The organism is Clostridium sp. Marseille-P299, from assembly GCF_900078195.1.
GTDB lineage: Bacteria > Bacillota > Clostridia > Lachnospirales > Lachnospiraceae > Lachnoclostridium.
Map to the genome: position 1 here is coordinate 191980 of NZ_FJVE01000004.1, position 18060 is coordinate 210039.

At 33.4% G+C, this 18060-nt stretch carries 15 protein-coding genes; 3 read left to right on the top strand and 12 right to left on the bottom strand.

Annotated features, from left to right (window positions below; genetic code table 11):
• Nucleotides 1-203: 203 nt before the first annotated feature.
• From BN4220_RS00825 to spoIIID, 7 genes are all read right to left on the bottom strand, one after another.
• A complete protein-coding gene (locus BN4220_RS00825; RefSeq protein WP_347477044.1) occupies nt 204-1037 on the bottom strand; it encodes an RnfABCDGE type electron transport complex subunit B in 834 nt (277 codons plus the stop codon).
• Nucleotides 1038-1060: 23 nt separating this feature from the next.
• Nucleotides 1061-1636 (bottom strand): electron transport complex subunit RsxA, encoded by a 576-nt coding sequence (rsxA, locus tag BN4220_RS00830; protein ID WP_066712177.1) that lies wholly within the window; start codon nt 1634-1636, stop codon nt 1061-1063.
• A 14-nt stretch (nt 1637-1650) separates the two neighbouring features.
• On the bottom strand, nt 1651-2454 hold the full coding sequence (locus BN4220_RS00835) for an electron transport complex subunit RsxE (RefSeq protein WP_066712181.1): 804 nt from the start codon (nt 2452-2454) through the stop codon (nt 1651-1653).
• Nucleotides 2447-3091: an RnfABCDGE type electron transport complex subunit G gene (locus BN4220_RS00840; protein ID WP_066712184.1), complete on the bottom strand. Its 645-nt coding sequence runs from the start codon at nt 3089-3091 to the stop codon at nt 2447-2449. Before BN4220_RS00840 ends, BN4220_RS00835 begins: the two co-directional genes overlap by 8 nt.
• Nucleotides 3081-4088, bottom strand: coding sequence for an RnfABCDGE type electron transport complex subunit D (locus BN4220_RS00845; RefSeq protein ID WP_066712187.1), 1008 nt, complete (start codon nt 4086-4088; stop codon nt 3081-3083). Before BN4220_RS00845 ends, BN4220_RS00840 begins: the two co-directional genes overlap by 11 nt.
• 22 nt (nt 4089-4110) lie before the next feature.
• Complete coding sequence (gene rsxC, locus BN4220_RS00850) at nt 4111-5430, bottom strand: electron transport complex subunit RsxC (RefSeq protein ID WP_066712190.1); 1320 nt, start codon at nt 5428-5430, stop codon at nt 4111-4113.
• Between the two features lie 499 nt (nt 5431-5929).
• A complete protein-coding gene (spoIIID, locus tag BN4220_RS00855) occupies nt 5930-6220 on the bottom strand; it encodes a sporulation transcriptional regulator SpoIIID (RefSeq protein WP_066712211.1) in 291 nt (96 codons plus the stop codon).
• Nucleotides 6221-6456: 236 nt separating this feature from the next.
• On the opposite strand from spoIIID, the gene BN4220_RS00865 reads away from it, so the two are divergent.
• Nucleotides 6457-7167 carry a superoxide dismutase gene (locus BN4220_RS00865; RefSeq protein WP_066712217.1) on the top strand — a complete coding sequence of 237 codons (711 nt, stop codon included), beginning with the start codon at nt 6457-6459 and terminating at the stop codon, nt 7165-7167.
• 196 nt (nt 7168-7363) lie between these two features.
• Here the strand turns inward: BN4220_RS00865 and tig are convergent, their stop codons facing one another.
• The 5 genes from tig to BN4220_RS00890 all read right to left on the bottom strand — a co-directional run bounded on the left by tig (nt 7364) and on the right by BN4220_RS00890 (nt 15281).
• Entirely contained in the window at nt 7364-8476 is a 1113-nt protein-coding gene (gene tig / locus BN4220_RS00870; RefSeq protein ID WP_066712220.1) for a trigger factor, read from the bottom strand.
• A gap of 271 nt (nt 8477-8747) precedes the next feature.
• The gene (locus BN4220_RS00875; protein WP_066712223.1) at nt 8748-9875 is read right to left on the bottom strand and encodes a glycoside hydrolase family 88/105 protein; all 1128 of its coding nucleotides are present in this window, start codon (nt 9873-9875) and stop codon (nt 8748-8750) included.
• 321 nt (nt 9876-10196) lie between these two features.
• Entirely contained in the window at nt 10197-12452 is a 2256-nt protein-coding gene (locus BN4220_RS00880; RefSeq protein WP_066712226.1) for a methyl-accepting chemotaxis protein, read from the bottom strand.
• A gap of 398 nt (nt 12453-12850) precedes the next feature.
• Nucleotides 12851-13339, bottom strand: coding sequence for a deoxycytidylate deaminase (locus BN4220_RS00885; RefSeq protein WP_066712237.1), 489 nt, complete (start codon nt 13337-13339; stop codon nt 12851-12853).
• Between the two features lie 67 nt (nt 13340-13406).
• Entirely contained in the window at nt 13407-15281 is a 1875-nt protein-coding gene (locus BN4220_RS00890; protein WP_066712240.1) for a peptidoglycan-binding protein, read from the bottom strand.
• A 347-nt stretch (nt 15282-15628) separates the two neighbouring features.
• Here BN4220_RS00890 and rlmD point away from each other — a divergent pair, with 347 nt between their 5' ends.
• Nucleotides 15629-17002 carry a 23S rRNA (uracil(1939)-C(5))-methyltransferase RlmD gene (rlmD, locus tag BN4220_RS00895; RefSeq protein WP_082811932.1) on the top strand — a complete coding sequence of 458 codons (1374 nt, stop codon included), beginning with the start codon at nt 15629-15631 and terminating at the stop codon, nt 17000-17002.
• 24 nt (nt 17003-17026) lie between these two features.
• Nucleotides 17027-17905 (top strand): GGDEF domain-containing protein, encoded by an 879-nt coding sequence (locus BN4220_RS00900; RefSeq protein ID WP_066712242.1) that lies wholly within the window; start codon nt 17027-17029, stop codon nt 17903-17905.
• Nucleotides 17906-18060: the final 155 nt, after the last annotated feature.

The following is an 18060-nucleotide window of genomic DNA, read 5'->3' on the forward strand; positions in this document are numbered from 1 at the left end:
AAAAAATTAATTTATATAGACATCTTCTTACAATGCATTAAAAAATTATATCATGTTTTCCTCAGAAATCCAATGAAATATTTATAAAGAAGTTTAATAAAGATTTAATTAGAAAAAGACTGCAACAAACTAGCACCGTTCTATCCCTTCATAAAACTATACTTTTGTTACAGTCTTTTCATTTTTATATTTTCATCATAAAATTAAGCAATGATTTTTCTTGGACATTTTTCTGCACATTTACCGCAGTTTGTACACTTATCATAATCAATTTTTGCAAGATTATCTGTTACGTGTACAGCATCAAATTCACATGCCTTAACACATAAAGAACAAGCGATACAACCAACGTTACATACTGCATTAACATCCTTACCCTTATCATTGGAATTACACATTACTAAATGTTCCGCTTTCGCTGGTACAATCTCAATGAGATTCTTCGGACATTCTGTTACGCATTTGCCGCAAGCGACACATTTTTCTTTATCAACAACAGCAACACCATTAATAACATGGATAGCATCGAAGGCACAAACACGAACACAGCTTCCTGCTCCACAACATCCATAAGTACATGCTTTATCACCACCGCCTGGTGTTATAGCCATTTGTTTACAATCAGTAATTCCATAGTAATTGTACTTAACTTCTGTTTTATCGCAGCTACCATTACACTTTACAAAAGCTACTTTACGATCAGCTTTTGTAGCTGTTTTACCCATAACTTTACCAATTTCATCATGGATACTTGCGCTAGCAACTGGACATCCATTCACAGGTGCTTCTCCAGCAGCAATTGCTTTTGCTAGACCATCACAGCCAGCATAACCACAACCACCACAATTATTACCAGGTAATAATTCACGAACTATAAGTTCTCTTTCATCTACCTCAACATGGAAAACCTTTGCTGCAACTCCTAGTAAAATACCTATGATAAGTCCAGTAATACTAACAACTGCTGCTGCCATTGCAATCCCTTTTACACTAATTGCAAGAGCCCCGGTTCCCATAAGGAGGTCAACATACATCATACTCATCAATTCTCCCCCTTATCCTATAATAATCCAGCAAAGCCAAAGAATGCAATTGACATAAGACCTGCTGTGATTAATACAATTGGTGAACCTTGAAAGGATTTTGTCACATCATTATATTCGATACGCTCACGAACACCTGCCATAATAACAATGGCAATCGTGAACCCTACTGCTGTACCAAAACCATTCACAACACTTGTTACAAATCCATAATCACTCTGTACATTAGTTAAAGCTACACCAAGAACTGCACAGTTCGTTGTAATAAGTGGTAAATAAACACCAAGAGCATTGTAAAGTCCTGGACTGAATTTCTTTAAGAACATTTCTATAAACTGTACTAATGCAGCGATTACAATGATAAACACTATCGTGTTCATATATTCTAATCCTGTCTTAACTAAAATAAAATTATAAATCAAACTACATAATGCAGAGGCAATTGTAATAACGAAGATTACAGCTCCTCCCATACCCGCTGCAGTTTCTGTCTTTTTTGATACGCCAAGGAATGGGCATAAGCCAAGGAACTGACTTAATACGACATTATTAACAAGCGCAGCTCCTATGAGCACGATAAGTAATTCTTTCATTTAAATCATTCCTCCTATTCTTGGTTTCCGTCTGTGGATGATGCTGAGTTATTCTTCGTACTTACTTGTGCAGCTGCTCTCTTTTTTGCTTCCGCTGCTAGTTTCGCTTTCTCTTCTTTTTCTTTTGTTAAAATCGCATGATTTTCGCTACATACGCTACCACTGCAACTGGAACAATTTCCACCACAAGCAAGTCGATCTTCCATTGGAGCATCTCCATTGGTAGCTGATTTTAACTTCAATTTATTTTGAAGAGCTGTTAACATTGCAAGAACAAAGAATGCTCCTGGTGCAAGTACAAAGATTGATAGTGGCTCATAGCTAGATGGAGTAACTTTCATACTAAAGATAGTTCCTGCACCAAGCAATTCACGGAATAAACCAATGGAAGTTAACCCAAGAGTAAATCCAAGTCCCATACCAAGACCATCAAAGATTGATGGTAATACAGGATTTTTAGAAGCATATGCTTCTGCTCTACCAAGAATAATACAGTTAACTACAATAAGTGGGATGTATATACCCAAGGAATCATTTAAAGATGGAATGTATGCCTCTAATAATAATTGTACGATTGTAACAAAGGATGCTACTACAACAATAAATGCAGGCATTCTAACTTTATCTGGTATTACTTTACGTAACATTGAAATTAGCATATTACTCATTACAAGTACAACTGCCGTTGTTAATCCCATACCAATTCCGTTGATTGCGGATGTGGTTACAGCTAAGGTTGGACACATACCAAGCATTAAAACAAAGGTAGGATTTTCTTTAATAATACCGTTATATAAACGTTCTAAGCACTTATTCATGTGAAACCCCTCCTACTTTATTTTCTAGTAAATCACTTGCAAATGCGATTCCTGCATTGACAGCATCTGTAACCGCTGTACTTGTAACGGTTGCTGAACTAATTGCATCAATGTCATTCTCTGCTTGCGCACCACTTTTTGTAAGGTTAAACGAATCTACTTTTTTATTAGCAAATTGACCCTTAAAAGAATCTTCTTTGGCTCTATCACCAAGTCCAGCGGTTTCATTCATGGATAGAATCTCAATTGCTGTTACCATTCCATCCGCAGTATATCCCATTGTAAATGTGATATCACCGCCATACCCTTTTTTGGATGTAATAGTCATAACATAGCCGATTGCATTATCATTTGCATCTTTTGCAATACCGGCTTCATCAATTGTTGCGCCGGTAATTCCTTGATCTGCTAAAAATTGCTCAGAAGTCTCAACACGGCTTTTAATATCTTCATTTTCAACATCTACCATGGAAGCTTCTTGGTAAACAGTTTGATATGCTTCTGATTTTGCCTTTGCTTTTTGTCTCGCAATTGGGTCTTTTGTAATTTCATTGACAAAGCCTAGTGCAAGTGCTGCCACTAACGTAATCATAAATAATGCAAATGCATCTTTTAATATCGAGGATTTATTTTGCATAACTCTTACCTCCTCTTCCAAAGGCTCTTGGCATTGTTACTTTTTCAATCAATGGTACTAGTAGGTTACAGAAAATGATTGCATAACTAACACCCTCTGCAGAAGAACCAAAGATACGGAAGATACCTGTTAATAAACCAAGGCACACACCAAATACAATCTGTCCCATTTTAGTAATTGGACTAGTGGAATAATCCGTTGCCATAAAAAATGCACCTAGTAAAAGTCCACCACCAAGAACTTGCGCTGCCACATAGGAAAGATCAAATCCATGTCCACCAAAGATTAAAACAAAAACAGCTAAAGTTCCAATATAAGTAAGAGGAATTCGTAATGAAATAACTCTACGGTATAATAAATAAATGGCACCAATTAAAATCATTATTGCACTGGTTTCACCGATAACTCCACCGGTAAATCCAAATAACATCTCAAATAAATTAACACTTTCTCCAGCTTTCATTGCAGCTAATGGTGTTGCACCTGTGATTCCATCAATGGATGCTGCACCATAATTGAAATGATATAATCCTTCCTTAGCAACACCTGCTACTGAAGCAGAATCCAGTGTATATGTTGTCATTCTTCCTGCAAAACAAATAAGTAAGAAACATCTAGCTGCAAGTGCAGGATTCATAAAGTTTTGACCTAATCCACCATATAACTCTTTTACAATAATGATTGCAAACACGCCACCAATAACAGGAATCCAAAGTGGTACTGTGGATGGTAAATTCATTCCAAGTAATAAACCAGTCACCAACGCAGAACATTCATATGGGTGATATGGCTTTTTCATTAATTTCTGATAAAAGTATTCTGATAGCACACAAGTTGTTATAGATACTAATAAAACAAGAAATGCTGAAAATCCGAATTGATATACCCCAAAAACGCTTGCCGGCATCAATGCGATTGCTACATCTCTCATAATCTGTGCTGTTGTTACTCCACTTCTAACGTGTGGCGAAGTAGAGACATTATACATCTCTTTCAAAGATTCCACCTCTTTCAAAATTCTACTTTTTAATTTCTGTATTTATGCTTCGCTTCATCTGCTTAAAGGCCTGTGTTAGACGAATTCCAGAAGGACATGCATAAGCACAGCAACCACATTCACAGCACTCTAAACCGTATAATTTCTTAAAACCATCTTGATCAGAACGTTTCGCAGCTTCCATCATCTTTTTCGGTACAATGTTTCCTGGGCAAACTGCTACACATCTTCCACAACGGATACATGGAGATTCTGGCATATCCTCAACATCATCTTCTTTAAATGCAAGCAAAGCAGAGGATGTTTTAGTAACTGGGATGTCCAAGGAGTAAAGGGCTGTCCCCATTAAAGGTCCACCTGAAATCAATTTCTTTGGTTTCTCTAAAAATCCACCAACCGCATCTAATAACTCGCTATAAAGCATTCCAGTGCGAACAACAAAATTTCCGGTATCTTTTACTGCATCTCCAGAAACCGTAAGAATTCTGCGAATTAGCGGTGTAGATTCTGCTACAGCAAGAGCGATTGAAATCACTGTATCCACATTATTCACGATGCAACCAACATCTGCTGGTAACATAGAATAATTAATCTTGCGTCCAGTAACAGCATAAATTAATGGTCGTTCTCCACCTTGTGGATATTTAGTCTTCACTGCTTTTACTGTAATTCTTGGTTCCTTTTCTGCCAATGTTTTTAGTTTTTGAATTGCTTCTGGCTTGTTATCTTCAATTGCAATAATTCCTTGAGCATTCTCAAACAAACGTAAGATGATATTTAATCCGGTAATTATTCGTTCTGGTTCCTCTAACATCATTCGATAATCACTTGTTAAGAATGGTTCACACTCAGCGCCATTGATGATAACATACTCGATCTTACTATCATCCTGTGGAGTTAATTTAATATGAGTTGGGAATCCAGCTCCACCCATACCAACAATTCCAGCTTCCTTAATAATATTTCTTATTTCTTTTTTAGAAAGCTTATTGTAATCTCTTTTCTCACCAAAGCCATCAATGGTTGAATACTCATTATCATTTTCAACAACAATTGAATTAATCTTCGCCCCTGATGCAGTCATTCTTGGTTCAATTACCTTTACTGTTCCAGATACTGAACTTACAACACATGCTGAAATTCCATCATCAGCTTCTGCAATCTTTTGTCCAACTAAAACCTTGTCCCCTTTTGCAACAAGAGCTTTCGCTGGTGATCCAATATGCTGTTCCAATGGATATACCAATTCATTCTTTGGTATCAAGGTTTTCGTAGGCTTGTCTTTGGATAATTCCTTACCATCATATGGATGGATTCCGCCTGAAAATGTTCCTCTCGCCATCTTTACTCCTTCTTTCCCTCATTATTAAGCACAACTTTTAACAGTTACAGCTTTTTTGCACACTCTTAGCATAAATTTAGCAGAATTTAATCCCAAATCATGCATATGATATTATTTTAACACATATTAATACAATTTGAAATTTAAAATTTGCGGTTTTGTCCCATTTTTTTCTTTAATAAAACAGCGCTTTTACAAATTACGTATTTTTATTGTAAGCTTTTACAATTAAAATTTACAAAATTACTCATATTTAGCTAATAAATTTAATGCGCATATAATATAACATAAATTTTTGCTTCTTTCAAATTGTAATCTCTTACAGGAAAAATTTTAGTAATAAACCATATTGATTATTTTTTATCAATATCATTTACTCGATGTTTTTCAAATCCAGCAAATAATATCTTAAAATAAAAAACATTTTTTTGTTAGTAACCAAAAAAAGAGCCTGCCACAATGGTCGTTTATGACAGTCTCTTTTTTAAGCCTAACATAGTTAATAAGTTTGAATCCCCTTATCTTTATGTAGGTATTTTTCTTTTGTTGCTAATCCCCCTCTAATATGTCTCTCTGACTTATTCAAATCCAAAACGACACGTGCCCGTTCTGCTAAAGAGGGATTGATTTGTAATAATCGTTCGGTTACGTCTTTATGTACCGTTGACTTTGATATACCGAACTGCTTTGCGGTTTGCCTTACAGTTGCATTATTATCTATAATATATGCAGCAATCTCCGCAGCACGTTCCTCGATTTGCTTATGCTTAAACAAATTGGAGCCTTTCATGCAGTTCCACCCTAGAATACTTGTTTTTATATTGTATGCTTGAATTCTTAAGATTAGCACACATTATACACAATCCCGTAAAAATACGAATTATTTTCATTTGATATTTTGCCTGTATTTCTATATCTAATAAAATACAGTTTAAAGCCATATGTAAGAGTAACTTCTCCTTTGATTTATCATACATTAAATTAAAAGTCCTATTGTAGTATTTTATTTTACGATTGGAGGTTACTATGAACATATCTGAGCAAACATATCCTTTCCCTTTTCTCCCTCTACCATATCCTTATAATAGTTTAGAACCTTACATCAGCCAGGAAACCCTTCATTACCATCACGACAAACATCTAAAAACGTATGTGGATAATTTAAACCACATTCTCTCAAAATACCCTCAATATCAATTTTTAACATTAGAAGAACTATTATCAAATCTTGAAATACTTCCTGGTTCAATCCAAATTGAAGTTAGGAATAATGCAGGTGGCGTATTTAATCATGATCTTTATTTCTCTTCTCTAAAACCAAATATAATGGCTTCAAAAGAAGAGAACCACAGAGAACGTTCTCAAAACGAAGTCATAATTGCATATCCTGGTGAGGTTATGTCTCTACCAGTTTTAATGAAAATTATTGAAACATATGGTTCTTTCTATACATTTAAAGATTTGATGAAAGGTGCTTCTACAAAGCAATTTGGTTCTGGATATGCTTGGCTAGTTTTAACACCATCCAATGAACTTGCAATCATTTCAACAAACAATCAAGATACACCGTTATCCTTTGAATTAATTCCTCTATTATTAATAGACGTTTGGGAACATGCGTATTACTTGGATCAAAAAAATAATAGAGGAGCTTATGTTGAAAATATCTTTCATGTAATAAACTGGGATGCCGTAAACCACAGGTATGTCAATGCATTGCAGTCCGTATCCCCTTAATTACACTACTTTATTTCCAATGTTCACTTTTTAAGCGGAACGTTTTTCATTATATAAAGCAAAGCGTTTATGCTTTTATTTCATGTAAATATTTAGGTGTTAAAATCTCTTTTTCATATAAATAAAAAAGACTGGTACAGGCGCATATGACTCATATGCTTTGTACCAGTCGAATATTTATTTGTTATAAGTGTTCCTAGCTTGCTGTTGTAGGTGTTGGTTCAGCTGTTGGCTCAGCTGTTGGTGTTGTTGTTGCAGCTTCATCATCTGTCGCTTCAACTTCAACTGCATTATCTTTAATAACAGCTAAGGCTTTATCTAATAAGATTGTCTTACTAACATTTTCTTTACCATATGCTTCTTCAAATTTCTCTGGAGAATCATAGTTGTAAGTTTTTGCGTAATCCGCTAAAAATGTAGTATATTCATCATCACTAACTGTTAAGCCTTCTTCTTTTGCAATCGCTTCTAAAATATATTTTTGCTTAACTTGTAATTCTGCTGCTTTTTTAATTTCAGTATCGAATGTTTCTTCATCCATACCAAAATAATATAATTTAAACAATGAATAATCAAGACCAGCGGATGTAGCCATTGACTCATAATAATTATTCATATCAGTTACTGTCTGATCAATTTCTTCTTGTGAAAGATTATTAAATGTAGATGCTTCAATAACTGCTGTTACTAAATCAATTTCTTTTTGTGTATCGGAAGCACTTTTTGCATCTTCAAGTAAGGACTCTTTTAATGATGTCTTATACTCATCCACTGTTTTATAACTTGTATTAGCTGCTACAAATTCATCTGTAAGTTCAGCTGCTTCTTCTTTACCAATCTTATTGATTGTAACAACAAATAACGCATCTTTACCAGCTAAATCTGTACTACTATAATTTTCTGGGAAAGTTACATTAACATCTACTGTCTCACCAACAGTATGTCCAATTAATTGTTCTTCAAAATCATCAATAAATGTGTTAGAACCAATTGTTAAAAGAGTGTCTTCTGCAGAACCACCTTCAAACTTTTCACCGTCAATAGAGCCTACATAGTCGATATTTACAACGTCTCCATCTTGAACATCTTTTCTATCTGTAATTTCGATAAAGTTAGGATTACTCTTTAATAAATAATCGATTTCTGTCTGCATATCTTCATCGGTAACTTCAACAGGAAGTACGCTAACCTCTACTCCCTTATATTTTCCTAGTGTCACATTTGTCGCAGCTTCAGAACCTTTTTTACCACATGCTGTGAAAGCTAAGGCAACACATAAACCAAGTGAAAGTATTTTTGCTTTCTTCATAATTAACTATCCCTCTCTTAAAAATTCTTATTTAAAACATTCGACCCATAACTCTATGATTAGAAAAAATGCTTATTTTAACAACGTTTCAATTCATAAGATTTATCGACGTATAAACTAGTCTAACATATAATATTGAAAAATAAAAGCTTTTCCTAAAAGTTCACAGTTTTTTCAAATTATGAATTTATGGCTAGTTATATCACATTTTTCAATGAATAGTCCTTAATAAAACTAGCCATAAGTAGGTCATTTTATTCTCTTGCTTCACTTATTTCTTTAAACGAAGTAATTCTGTATAAGCAAGTAAGAAAGGTCCAACACCTTTTGCATCATCTTGAACGATTGGCTCAGACATGTAATATTCATAAGTACCATCTCTCATATCTGGTCCACCAAGTCCTGCTACTAAACATATTCCACCAAGACTCATCTTGCCTTCTTCTGTATTTAGGTATTTGTCACAGATACCATCCATTGCTTTTTTACCAAATTCACGGTAGCTTTCTGGTAAAAAGTTTAGACGAACGCCCTTTAATAAAGCGTATGCCATAATTGCACTACCACTAGTTTCAAGGTAGTTTTTCTCACGTCCACCCATGTTTACAACTTGATACCACATACCACTTTCATCTTGGAATTTTAACATAGATTCCATTAATTCAAGGAAAATTTTCTTTAATTTTTCATATTCTTCCTCATAACCAACAGGATCACATTTATCTAGTGTATCTAATAAAGCCATAGAATACCAACCAATTGCTCTTAACCAAAAGTTCTTAGATAATCCTGTTTCTTTATCACACCAAAACATTTCTCTTGAAGAATCGTAAGCATGATAATATAATCCAGTTTCTTTATCTCTTAAAAGCTCGTAAACATTAAAAAATTGGTTGAAAATATCTTTATAATTCTTTTTATTGTTAAAACGAGTTTCATATTCCATATAAAATGGTTGTCCCATATAAAGCCCGTCAAGCCATATCTGATTAGGGTAAATCTTTTTGTGCCAGAAGTTTCCTTCTTTTGTTCTTGGTTGTGTTTGCACTTGTGAATAAACCAAATCAATTGCCTTACGATACTTTTCTTTTCCTGTTAAATCATAAAGCTCAAATAAAGTTTTACCTGCGTTCACATCGTCAATATTATATTTTTCAACAGAATAACCTGCAATTGTTCCATCTTCATTCACACGGTAATCAATAAATGCATCCGCAAATGCTAAGTATTTTTCTTCCTTAGTAATTGTATACATTTCAAGAATTGCTTTAATCATACATCCATCGATGTAATTCCATTCAGATTTTGCTCCAGATTTTAATTTCTCAATGTTCCACATTGGACGCTCTGGTGTACTTTTTTCTAACAATTCGTCGATATACTTCACAATCATGTCCATTCCCAATTCCTCCTAGTTGAATCCTCTAACCAAAATAGCTTTGTACGTTTCTTACAGTCTTAGCCGACATTGTTTTATTATACCATAATGTACTTAATATTGACAATATAATAGTACTTTTATAAAAATCACACGATTTTACGACTTTATATGATAAAAACTGAATCTTTTTATTCTGGAACTTAACTCTCGATTTTAAACAATAGAACCATTGATAATAAAAGCTCTTTCTTTATAAAATCACATAAAAAGGGACCATCTCGAATAACATCAATGGTCCCTTTTGTACATATATTTTATTGCCTTTAAAGCAATCTTAAATTAAATCTTAAAAATACTTAATGCTGCATCTAATTCTTTCGCTTTTTCATTTAAAATCGTTGTAGCATCATTTAATTTTTCAACTGCATTCACTTGACGTGTTGCTGCATTTTCAACTTCTTCTGAAGAAGCCGCAGTTTCTTCTGATACCGCAGAGATACTTTCAATCGCACTAAGGGTCTGTGATTCTGCTTCCCCGATGTCATGAATTCCACCTGCTATAATGCTTAGTCGATTTACCATATCTTCTACAGAATTATTAATCTTATTAAATACTTCAATCGTTTTTTCGAGTGCAACTGATTGTGATGCAACGACTTCCTCTGATTTCTTAGCCGTTCCCACTGTTTTTTCAGTCTTTGCTTGAATGCTTTTTATAATATTAGCAATCTCTGAGGAGGCATTTACAGACTGTTCTGCTAACTTTCTAATTTCGTCTGCAACAACTGCAAAACCTCTACCAGCATCTCCCGCTCTTGCAGCTTCAATGGAAGCATTTAAAGACAATAGATTTGTTTGTTCTGCAATCTCGTTAATAACATTAATGATCTTACTAATAGAACTTGACTCTACCTCTAATTGACTGATATCTGAAATAATTGTTTGTGTTATATTGGTAGTTTCAGCTGCCTTTTCATTTAAGACATCAATTGAAACAATTCCTTCATTTACAATCAATTTAGATGAATCTGCGATACCGCCAATGGCTTCTGTATTCTCTGATACTACAGATACTTTTTTAGAAAGTTCATCGGATGTCTTTAAACATTGCTCTGAATCTTCTGCCTGCTGCACAATACCTTTTCTAATTTCTTCAATGGAGGCTGATATATTTTTTGTTGCAACCATGAGCTCTTCGGAGATTGACATAACTTGTTGTGACGACTCATTCATAGACTCCTTCACATCCAAAGTCTTAACAATTAACCCCTTCATATTTTGAATCATATGATTTGCACTATCCGTAAGGGTTCCAAATTCATCACGTCTTTTACACTTAATATTTACTGATAAATCCCCTTCTGCAGCCTTTTTAAGATTCGTTGTAATTCGAAGAATTATTCTACCAATACTTGTAGAAAGGATTGTAGCAATTATAATACTACATAAAATTGCAATAACTACAATTAAAACGGTAGATACCATGATAGAATCAGCTTTTGATGTCAAAAATGTATATGGAACTAATCCACTAACAATCAAATCATGCTCTCCAATTGTGGTATAAAGGAACAAATATTTCTCACCGTCAATAGTAACGTCTTCATAACCACTTGTTTCTTCTGTATTTACAGCTTTATTATAAAAATCTGTATTTACAATGTATGTATTCCCATCTTCTCTATTATTAAATTCATATCCATCTGATGATATTACAGCAAATATACTATTGTCTCCAAGTTCTAGGTTTTTCAATTCGTTCATTACTTCATCGTAATTCACATCCGCAATTACATATCCTAGAAATTTAAAATTAGTTCCATAAAAACCAGAACTGATAGATAACGCATAAGGTCTATCTACTTGTCCTGTAACTAATACCTTATTTTCATCAAAGAATGAATGTCGTCCAGTCCAAACAAAACGTCCATTTAATCCTTTAATCATTGCTCCTTCTTCTGTTTTTTCATATTCTGAAACATATTCTTTTCCTGTGATATCTAAAGAAGAAGTAGTAATAATTGGTTTTCCATAGTTACAAATAAATGCTAAGTTTGTAATCAATTTATCGGAGTATGCTGTTGTTTCTACATACTTTTTTACTTCATTAAATGAAAGCATTTCCTGTACTTCATCATCTTTATAAGCTCCGGTATAATATTTTAATATTCCATCATGGCTTTTTAATTGAGATAGACGAAGTTCAATTGAATTCATTACTACATCAAAATAAGATCCTGTGGTCTTTACTGACGTAAACGCTGAATTTTTATAACTTTCTACAAGTGCATCGGAAGCTTTGTCATAAGCATGAACTCCTAAAATAATAATAAATGCAATTGGTACTAACAATGCCCCTATTAATTTTACACGAATACTCATAAGTTTATTGATAAAACTCATTTGCTTACGTTTCTTTGCTAGTGTCTCAAGCTCATTTTTTGACTGTGCTAACTCGTTTTTAACCACTTTCTTTTTCTCATTCTTAACTTTTTTTAGTTCTTTTGCCTTTTTCCTTAAGGCTCTTTTTGTTTCCTTATCTATCTTGCCTTCCGATTGTTTACTTCCTTGCAATTGATCCTCTTTGGAATTCATCCTTGTCCCCCCATAAAATCTTCTTTCACTTCTAAGTAAGTATTTACTTCCTTTACTATAAGATGCATGTATTACTTTTATTATAGCTTCATCTTACCCTTAAATGGAAGATTTTACAATACTATATATTAAAATATGACAATATACTACCTTGATTTTTACAAAAACCAATTTTTTTTAATGCTCTTTTCATATTTTCACGATTTTACAAACAATTTAGCAAAATATCTAGTGATCTAAGCTACTCAGACAATGACGGATGTCAAAATTCCTGTCGAATTATAAAAATAGCAATTCACACATGAGTTGACAGGACTTTTGACACCATAATCTATATAAAAAAAGACGTTGATTAAAAGTAATCTTTCACTTTTTTATCAACGTCTTCATATCGATTATTAATATCCTTTGATTCCTTCTAAGGACTCATCTTCTGTTATCCAATCTTCCACCGATATTACTCGATAATCATTGACAGTATCACGAATAATAACTTCCTTAATTCCTGCATTAATTATCATTCTCTTACACATGGAACAGCTATTTGCATTTTCAATATAATTAGAGTTCGACACTTCAAGTCCTACTAAATAGAGCGTTGAGCCAAGCATCTTCTCTCTTGGGGCACTTATTATTGCATTTGCTTCCGCATGAACGCTTCTGCACAATTCATAACGTTCCCCTCTTGGAATCTCTAATTTTGTTCTTACACAATATTGTAGATCCGTACAATTTTTACGCCCTCTTGGTGCACCCACATATCCAGTAGCAATAATCTCATCATTATTCACGATTACAGACCCATAGATTCTTCGTAAACAAGTACTACGCTTTGAAACCGTCTCAGCAATATCTAAGTAATAATTAATTTTATCTCTTCGTTCCATTCATTGTACTAAGCAGAGGGATTTTAACCTTTCTGTTTAGACAACCTCCCTTCTGTATCCTTCGTCCTTAAAAAACATAAGACATATAATGAGTCAAATTAATAATGGTTTCCCATGTTTTATAGTCTACAACACCTGTAACCCCAAGTCCATACTGCTTTTGCGCTTTTTTTATTGCACTCTCGGTTGTTTTATCATATACACCATTAATTGTTACCTTAAAACCGAGTTCTTTTAAACGCTGTTGCAGATTTTTAACGTCTTTACCTTCCATCAAACTTCCATTCTTTACCTTTAACTCGCGAAATGGGCTTTTACCTTGATATGTTAGGAAATCAAGTCCTAGGTATTGAAAGTGCATTGTATCTGCACAAATGCTAAAGTTTCCACCCCAGAACCATCCATTATTTTCGAATATTTGAATTACTTCATCTGGAATACAATACGGATTTGACTTATCTCTTAAATCATTACCTTTGCCTAAATAATAATCATTGTCATAATCTCCAGGGTTGATATCGATTGCCGCTCCAAATGTGTGAATCGACATTAGCGTTGAGTTGCTTAATCCAACTCCACCAACTTTTCGGTATTGATAACCAACTAATTTCTTAATAGGAAACTTAATATCTAGGGCATATATTTCCTTGAATATTTTACTAACACTATCTGCAAGTTTTTTATGTACAGTAAGCTTCATGGTTGAAGCCGTTCTACCCCCATTACTAGTCATCTTCCACACTGGCACCGTAATGGTTGTCATTTGCTTTTCTGCTTCTTTTGCAGAGGTAAAACCTTTTGGTAGATTATTGATTGTATACTCTTTGTAGTTCGTTCCCATAATGTATTGATATCTTGCATTATTGCTTTGTGTCGGAATACCAAGAGGTACTTTAGTAGGTGTTGGGGATGGAGTTGGAGATGGCGATGGGGTTGGGGTCGGCGTCACAACCGGGATAATTTCATCTTCATATGCCTCCCCTATTAATTCACGTAGTAACTTAGCAGACTCTTCACTAATATCCTTCCTTAAATCCACTTGGGCTAATATAGATAAATAATAATTATCCTTTCCATCTTTCACTATGACAATTTGATTTCCTTTTGCTAAATCATTGCTACTAGTAAACTGAGCAACCAGTGAATATGTAGCAGGTACTTTTACCTTCCCAAATTTAGAAATATTAGAATCAATGCAAGTTTTACGAAGGACTTCCCCATCTTTTGTGGAATATTCTATTTCAATCTTTTCTTTTCCCATCGTATTTACGAACCAATTATTTTGCAAAAGTTCATACATTAATAAATATAAATCATGAACTAAAGAATATTGATTTTCATTATATATCCCATCCGATGATACAAAGTTTGTCATCATTGGCGATAACTTTTCCATTTCTTTATTCATTAGTTTTACAAAGTCGGACTCATTCTTTGAAATATATTCAACGAGAGCAATTCTCGCATCATCACTTCTAGTTAGTAAGTAACAATTTAAAAGATTTTGTATTGAAACTTCATCACCTTCTTTAAATCCGAATGTAACCAAATTTTCGCTCTTGCTATTCGCAGCTTCCTTGCTAATTCTAACTGTATCAGTTAGATTAGAATTTTTAAGTACAACATACACAGTCATTAGCTCAGATAACTCTGCAGGATATAAAACCTCATTCACATTTGCCGCAGCTTGTACATAGCCCCCCGTTAGATTCACCAAAAAAAGCTTATTTTCTGAGTTTACCTTTTGGCTCTTATTGATATCCCGAAATCTAATCTTACTTCCAAGAGAAACTGGGTTACTCACAACCTCTACTTCTTTTAAGACTGCATCTATACTTGTATCTTTTTTCGTATTCGTTGCCATAGTAGGAACCGGTATACGAACACCAATTAAGACTAATAATAGAACTACACTTAATGTTTTATATCTCTTTTTTCTCATATTTTACTCACCGCATATCACATGCAAAAATATGTGATACTGCCATAAAATACTGGTTGGAAGAATTGCGTCATGGCAGCCCTTTCTAAATAATATTTTCTTTCAACCATATTCTTCTTTGTATAAAATAATTTAATTACTATAAATTGTTAAATCCTGATAATAAAAGAATAGCATAGTTTTTTTTTAGAAACAAGAGCCATAACTCCTATCTATTTTTAAAACATGCTATATATAAGTATGTACAAACACTATTTTTCATGCCTAAAATTAGATTACTCTTTTTCTTTTTTTGTTGCTGTGGTATTATTATTGAAAGAATTCTATATGTTAGGAGCTACCTTATAATGGGAAAACAATATCGAGTAAAATGTAAAGGCCTTGATGAAACATTCAAAGGCATTGTTAAATTTAATAATTCAACCTTTTCCGTTCCATATTTACTAGAGGATGAAGTTGCAAACATTTCATTGATCTATGGTAAAGATAGAGCAAATACAAGTGCTAAACTTGTTTCTATAGAAAGTCCATCAAAACATCGTAACACCCCAAAATGTCCAAACTTTTACAAATGTGGTGGATGCGATTTACAGCACATGACTTATACTTATCAATTAGAAGAAAAAAAGAAAATGGTAGAAAACTTATTAGGTAAGTTTTGCACTGTTTCAGATACCCTTGGTATGGACAATCCATATTACTATAGAAATAAAATTCACGCTACGCTTTCAAAGGATAGAAGAGGAAATATAGTATCTGGAATTTATGAAGAGAACTCACATAATGTTATCCCTACTGATAAATGTTATATCCAAGAAACCTCTGCTGATAAGATTTTAAAAACCATTCGCAATTTAATGAAGCAACAAAAAATTGCACCTTATAATGAGGACAAACAATATGGTACAATTCGCCATGTTTTAATTAAACATGGATTTTATACAAATCAATGCATGGTTGTTCTTGTCATTGGAAGTGATACCTTCCCTGGAAAGAATAATTTTGTTTCAGAGCTTGTAAAAGCTCATAAAGAAATTACTACAGTAGTCGTTAACTTTAATAATAAAAAAACAAGTATGGTCCTTGGAGAAAAAGAAGTAATTGCCTATGGTAAAGGATATATAGAAGACACCTTGTGTGGTTTAACCTTCCGTATTTCTCCAAAATCATTTTATCAGGTTAACCCAACTCAAACAGAAAAACTATATTCTACTGCTATTAATTTCGCTAATTTAACCGGTAAGGAAACGATTCTTGATGCGTACTGTGGAATAGGAACTATTTCTTTAATTGCAAGCAAACATGTAAAAGAAGTAATTGGAGTAGAGTTAAATAAGTCAGCCATCAAGGATGCAAAACAAAATGCAGCAATTAATAATATCCACAATGCAAGCTTTTACGAAGGCGATGCTGGTGAATTTATGCAAGCATTATCAAATGACTCTAATAAGAAAATAAAACACTCGCAAACGGTTGATAAAAAGAATATCGATGTTGTTTTTATTGATCCACCGAGAAGTGGTTGTGATCAAAAATTCTTAACATCTCTTGCATCTTTAAAACCAAAACAAGTAGTTTATATTTCATGTAATCCTGTAACACAAAAAAGAGATTTAGATTATTTAACAAAGAAAGGTTATAAGGTAAAAAATATACAACCTGTCGATATGTTTCCTTGGACAAAGCATGTAGAAACTGTAGCTAACTTAATTCTTGACTGATATAAACTAGAAAGGCAGGAGTGAATGAAGGAAAACATCTCGCTGAAGCAACTTGACAGAGAGTTAGAGTTTTTTCAAAAAATATATGATTCCGTTCGACTTGTTGATCCAGTACAAAAAAAAGTACTGGATTATCGAGGTTCTTCAATACACTGTACTAACGAAATATGCTACAACTATTGGGGCAATGGAAAGATTTGTGAAAACTGTATTTCTATCAGGGCCCACATGGAAAATAAAAGCTTTATGAAATTAGAAAAAAAGGATAAGAAGATTTTAATGGTAACCGCGATTCCCATTGAACATGGGAATCGCCCCCTTGTCCTTGAATTATTAAAAGATGCTACCGACAGCATGTTTGTAGGATCTGGTGATTATAATACCAACGAGACATTAGAGAGTTTAGTTCGTAAAATGAATGATATGGTGATTAAAGATTCTGTCACTAATTTATATAACCGGCGTTTTGCTGATGAACGTTTACCCGTAGATATCGTTAATGCTATTTCAAAAAAGCAACCGCTTTCTTTATGCTATGCTGATATTGATAATTTTAAAAATTTAAATGATTCCTATGGCCATAAAGTAGGCGATACAGCAATAAAAGAAGTTAGTAACGCAATTACAAAATGTATTCGTGCTAAGTTAGACTGGGCTGCACGGTATGGTGGAGATGAATTTTTACTATGCTTTAATAATACCGATGAGAAGCAGGCGGCCGCAATTATGGAGCGTATTAAAAATGCAATCGAAAAAATACCTAGCTCTCTTGAAATTGCGGACACGCAGATATCTATTTCATATGGTATAAAAACACTAAACGATACTTTCTATACCGCCGATGAACTCATTCATTTAGCGGATCAAGAAATGTACAAACAAAAGAAAAACAAATCTAAATAACAAATAAGTTATTCTTAAAATTCTAATTTCTTAAATAAAGCTTATACTTAAATTTCAATTTTAATTATGCCAGACAATATTTGAATCAAAATTTTGTCTGGTCTATTTTTTTTAGAAATTTATAAATTTATTTACATAAATACAATCACCTTTTT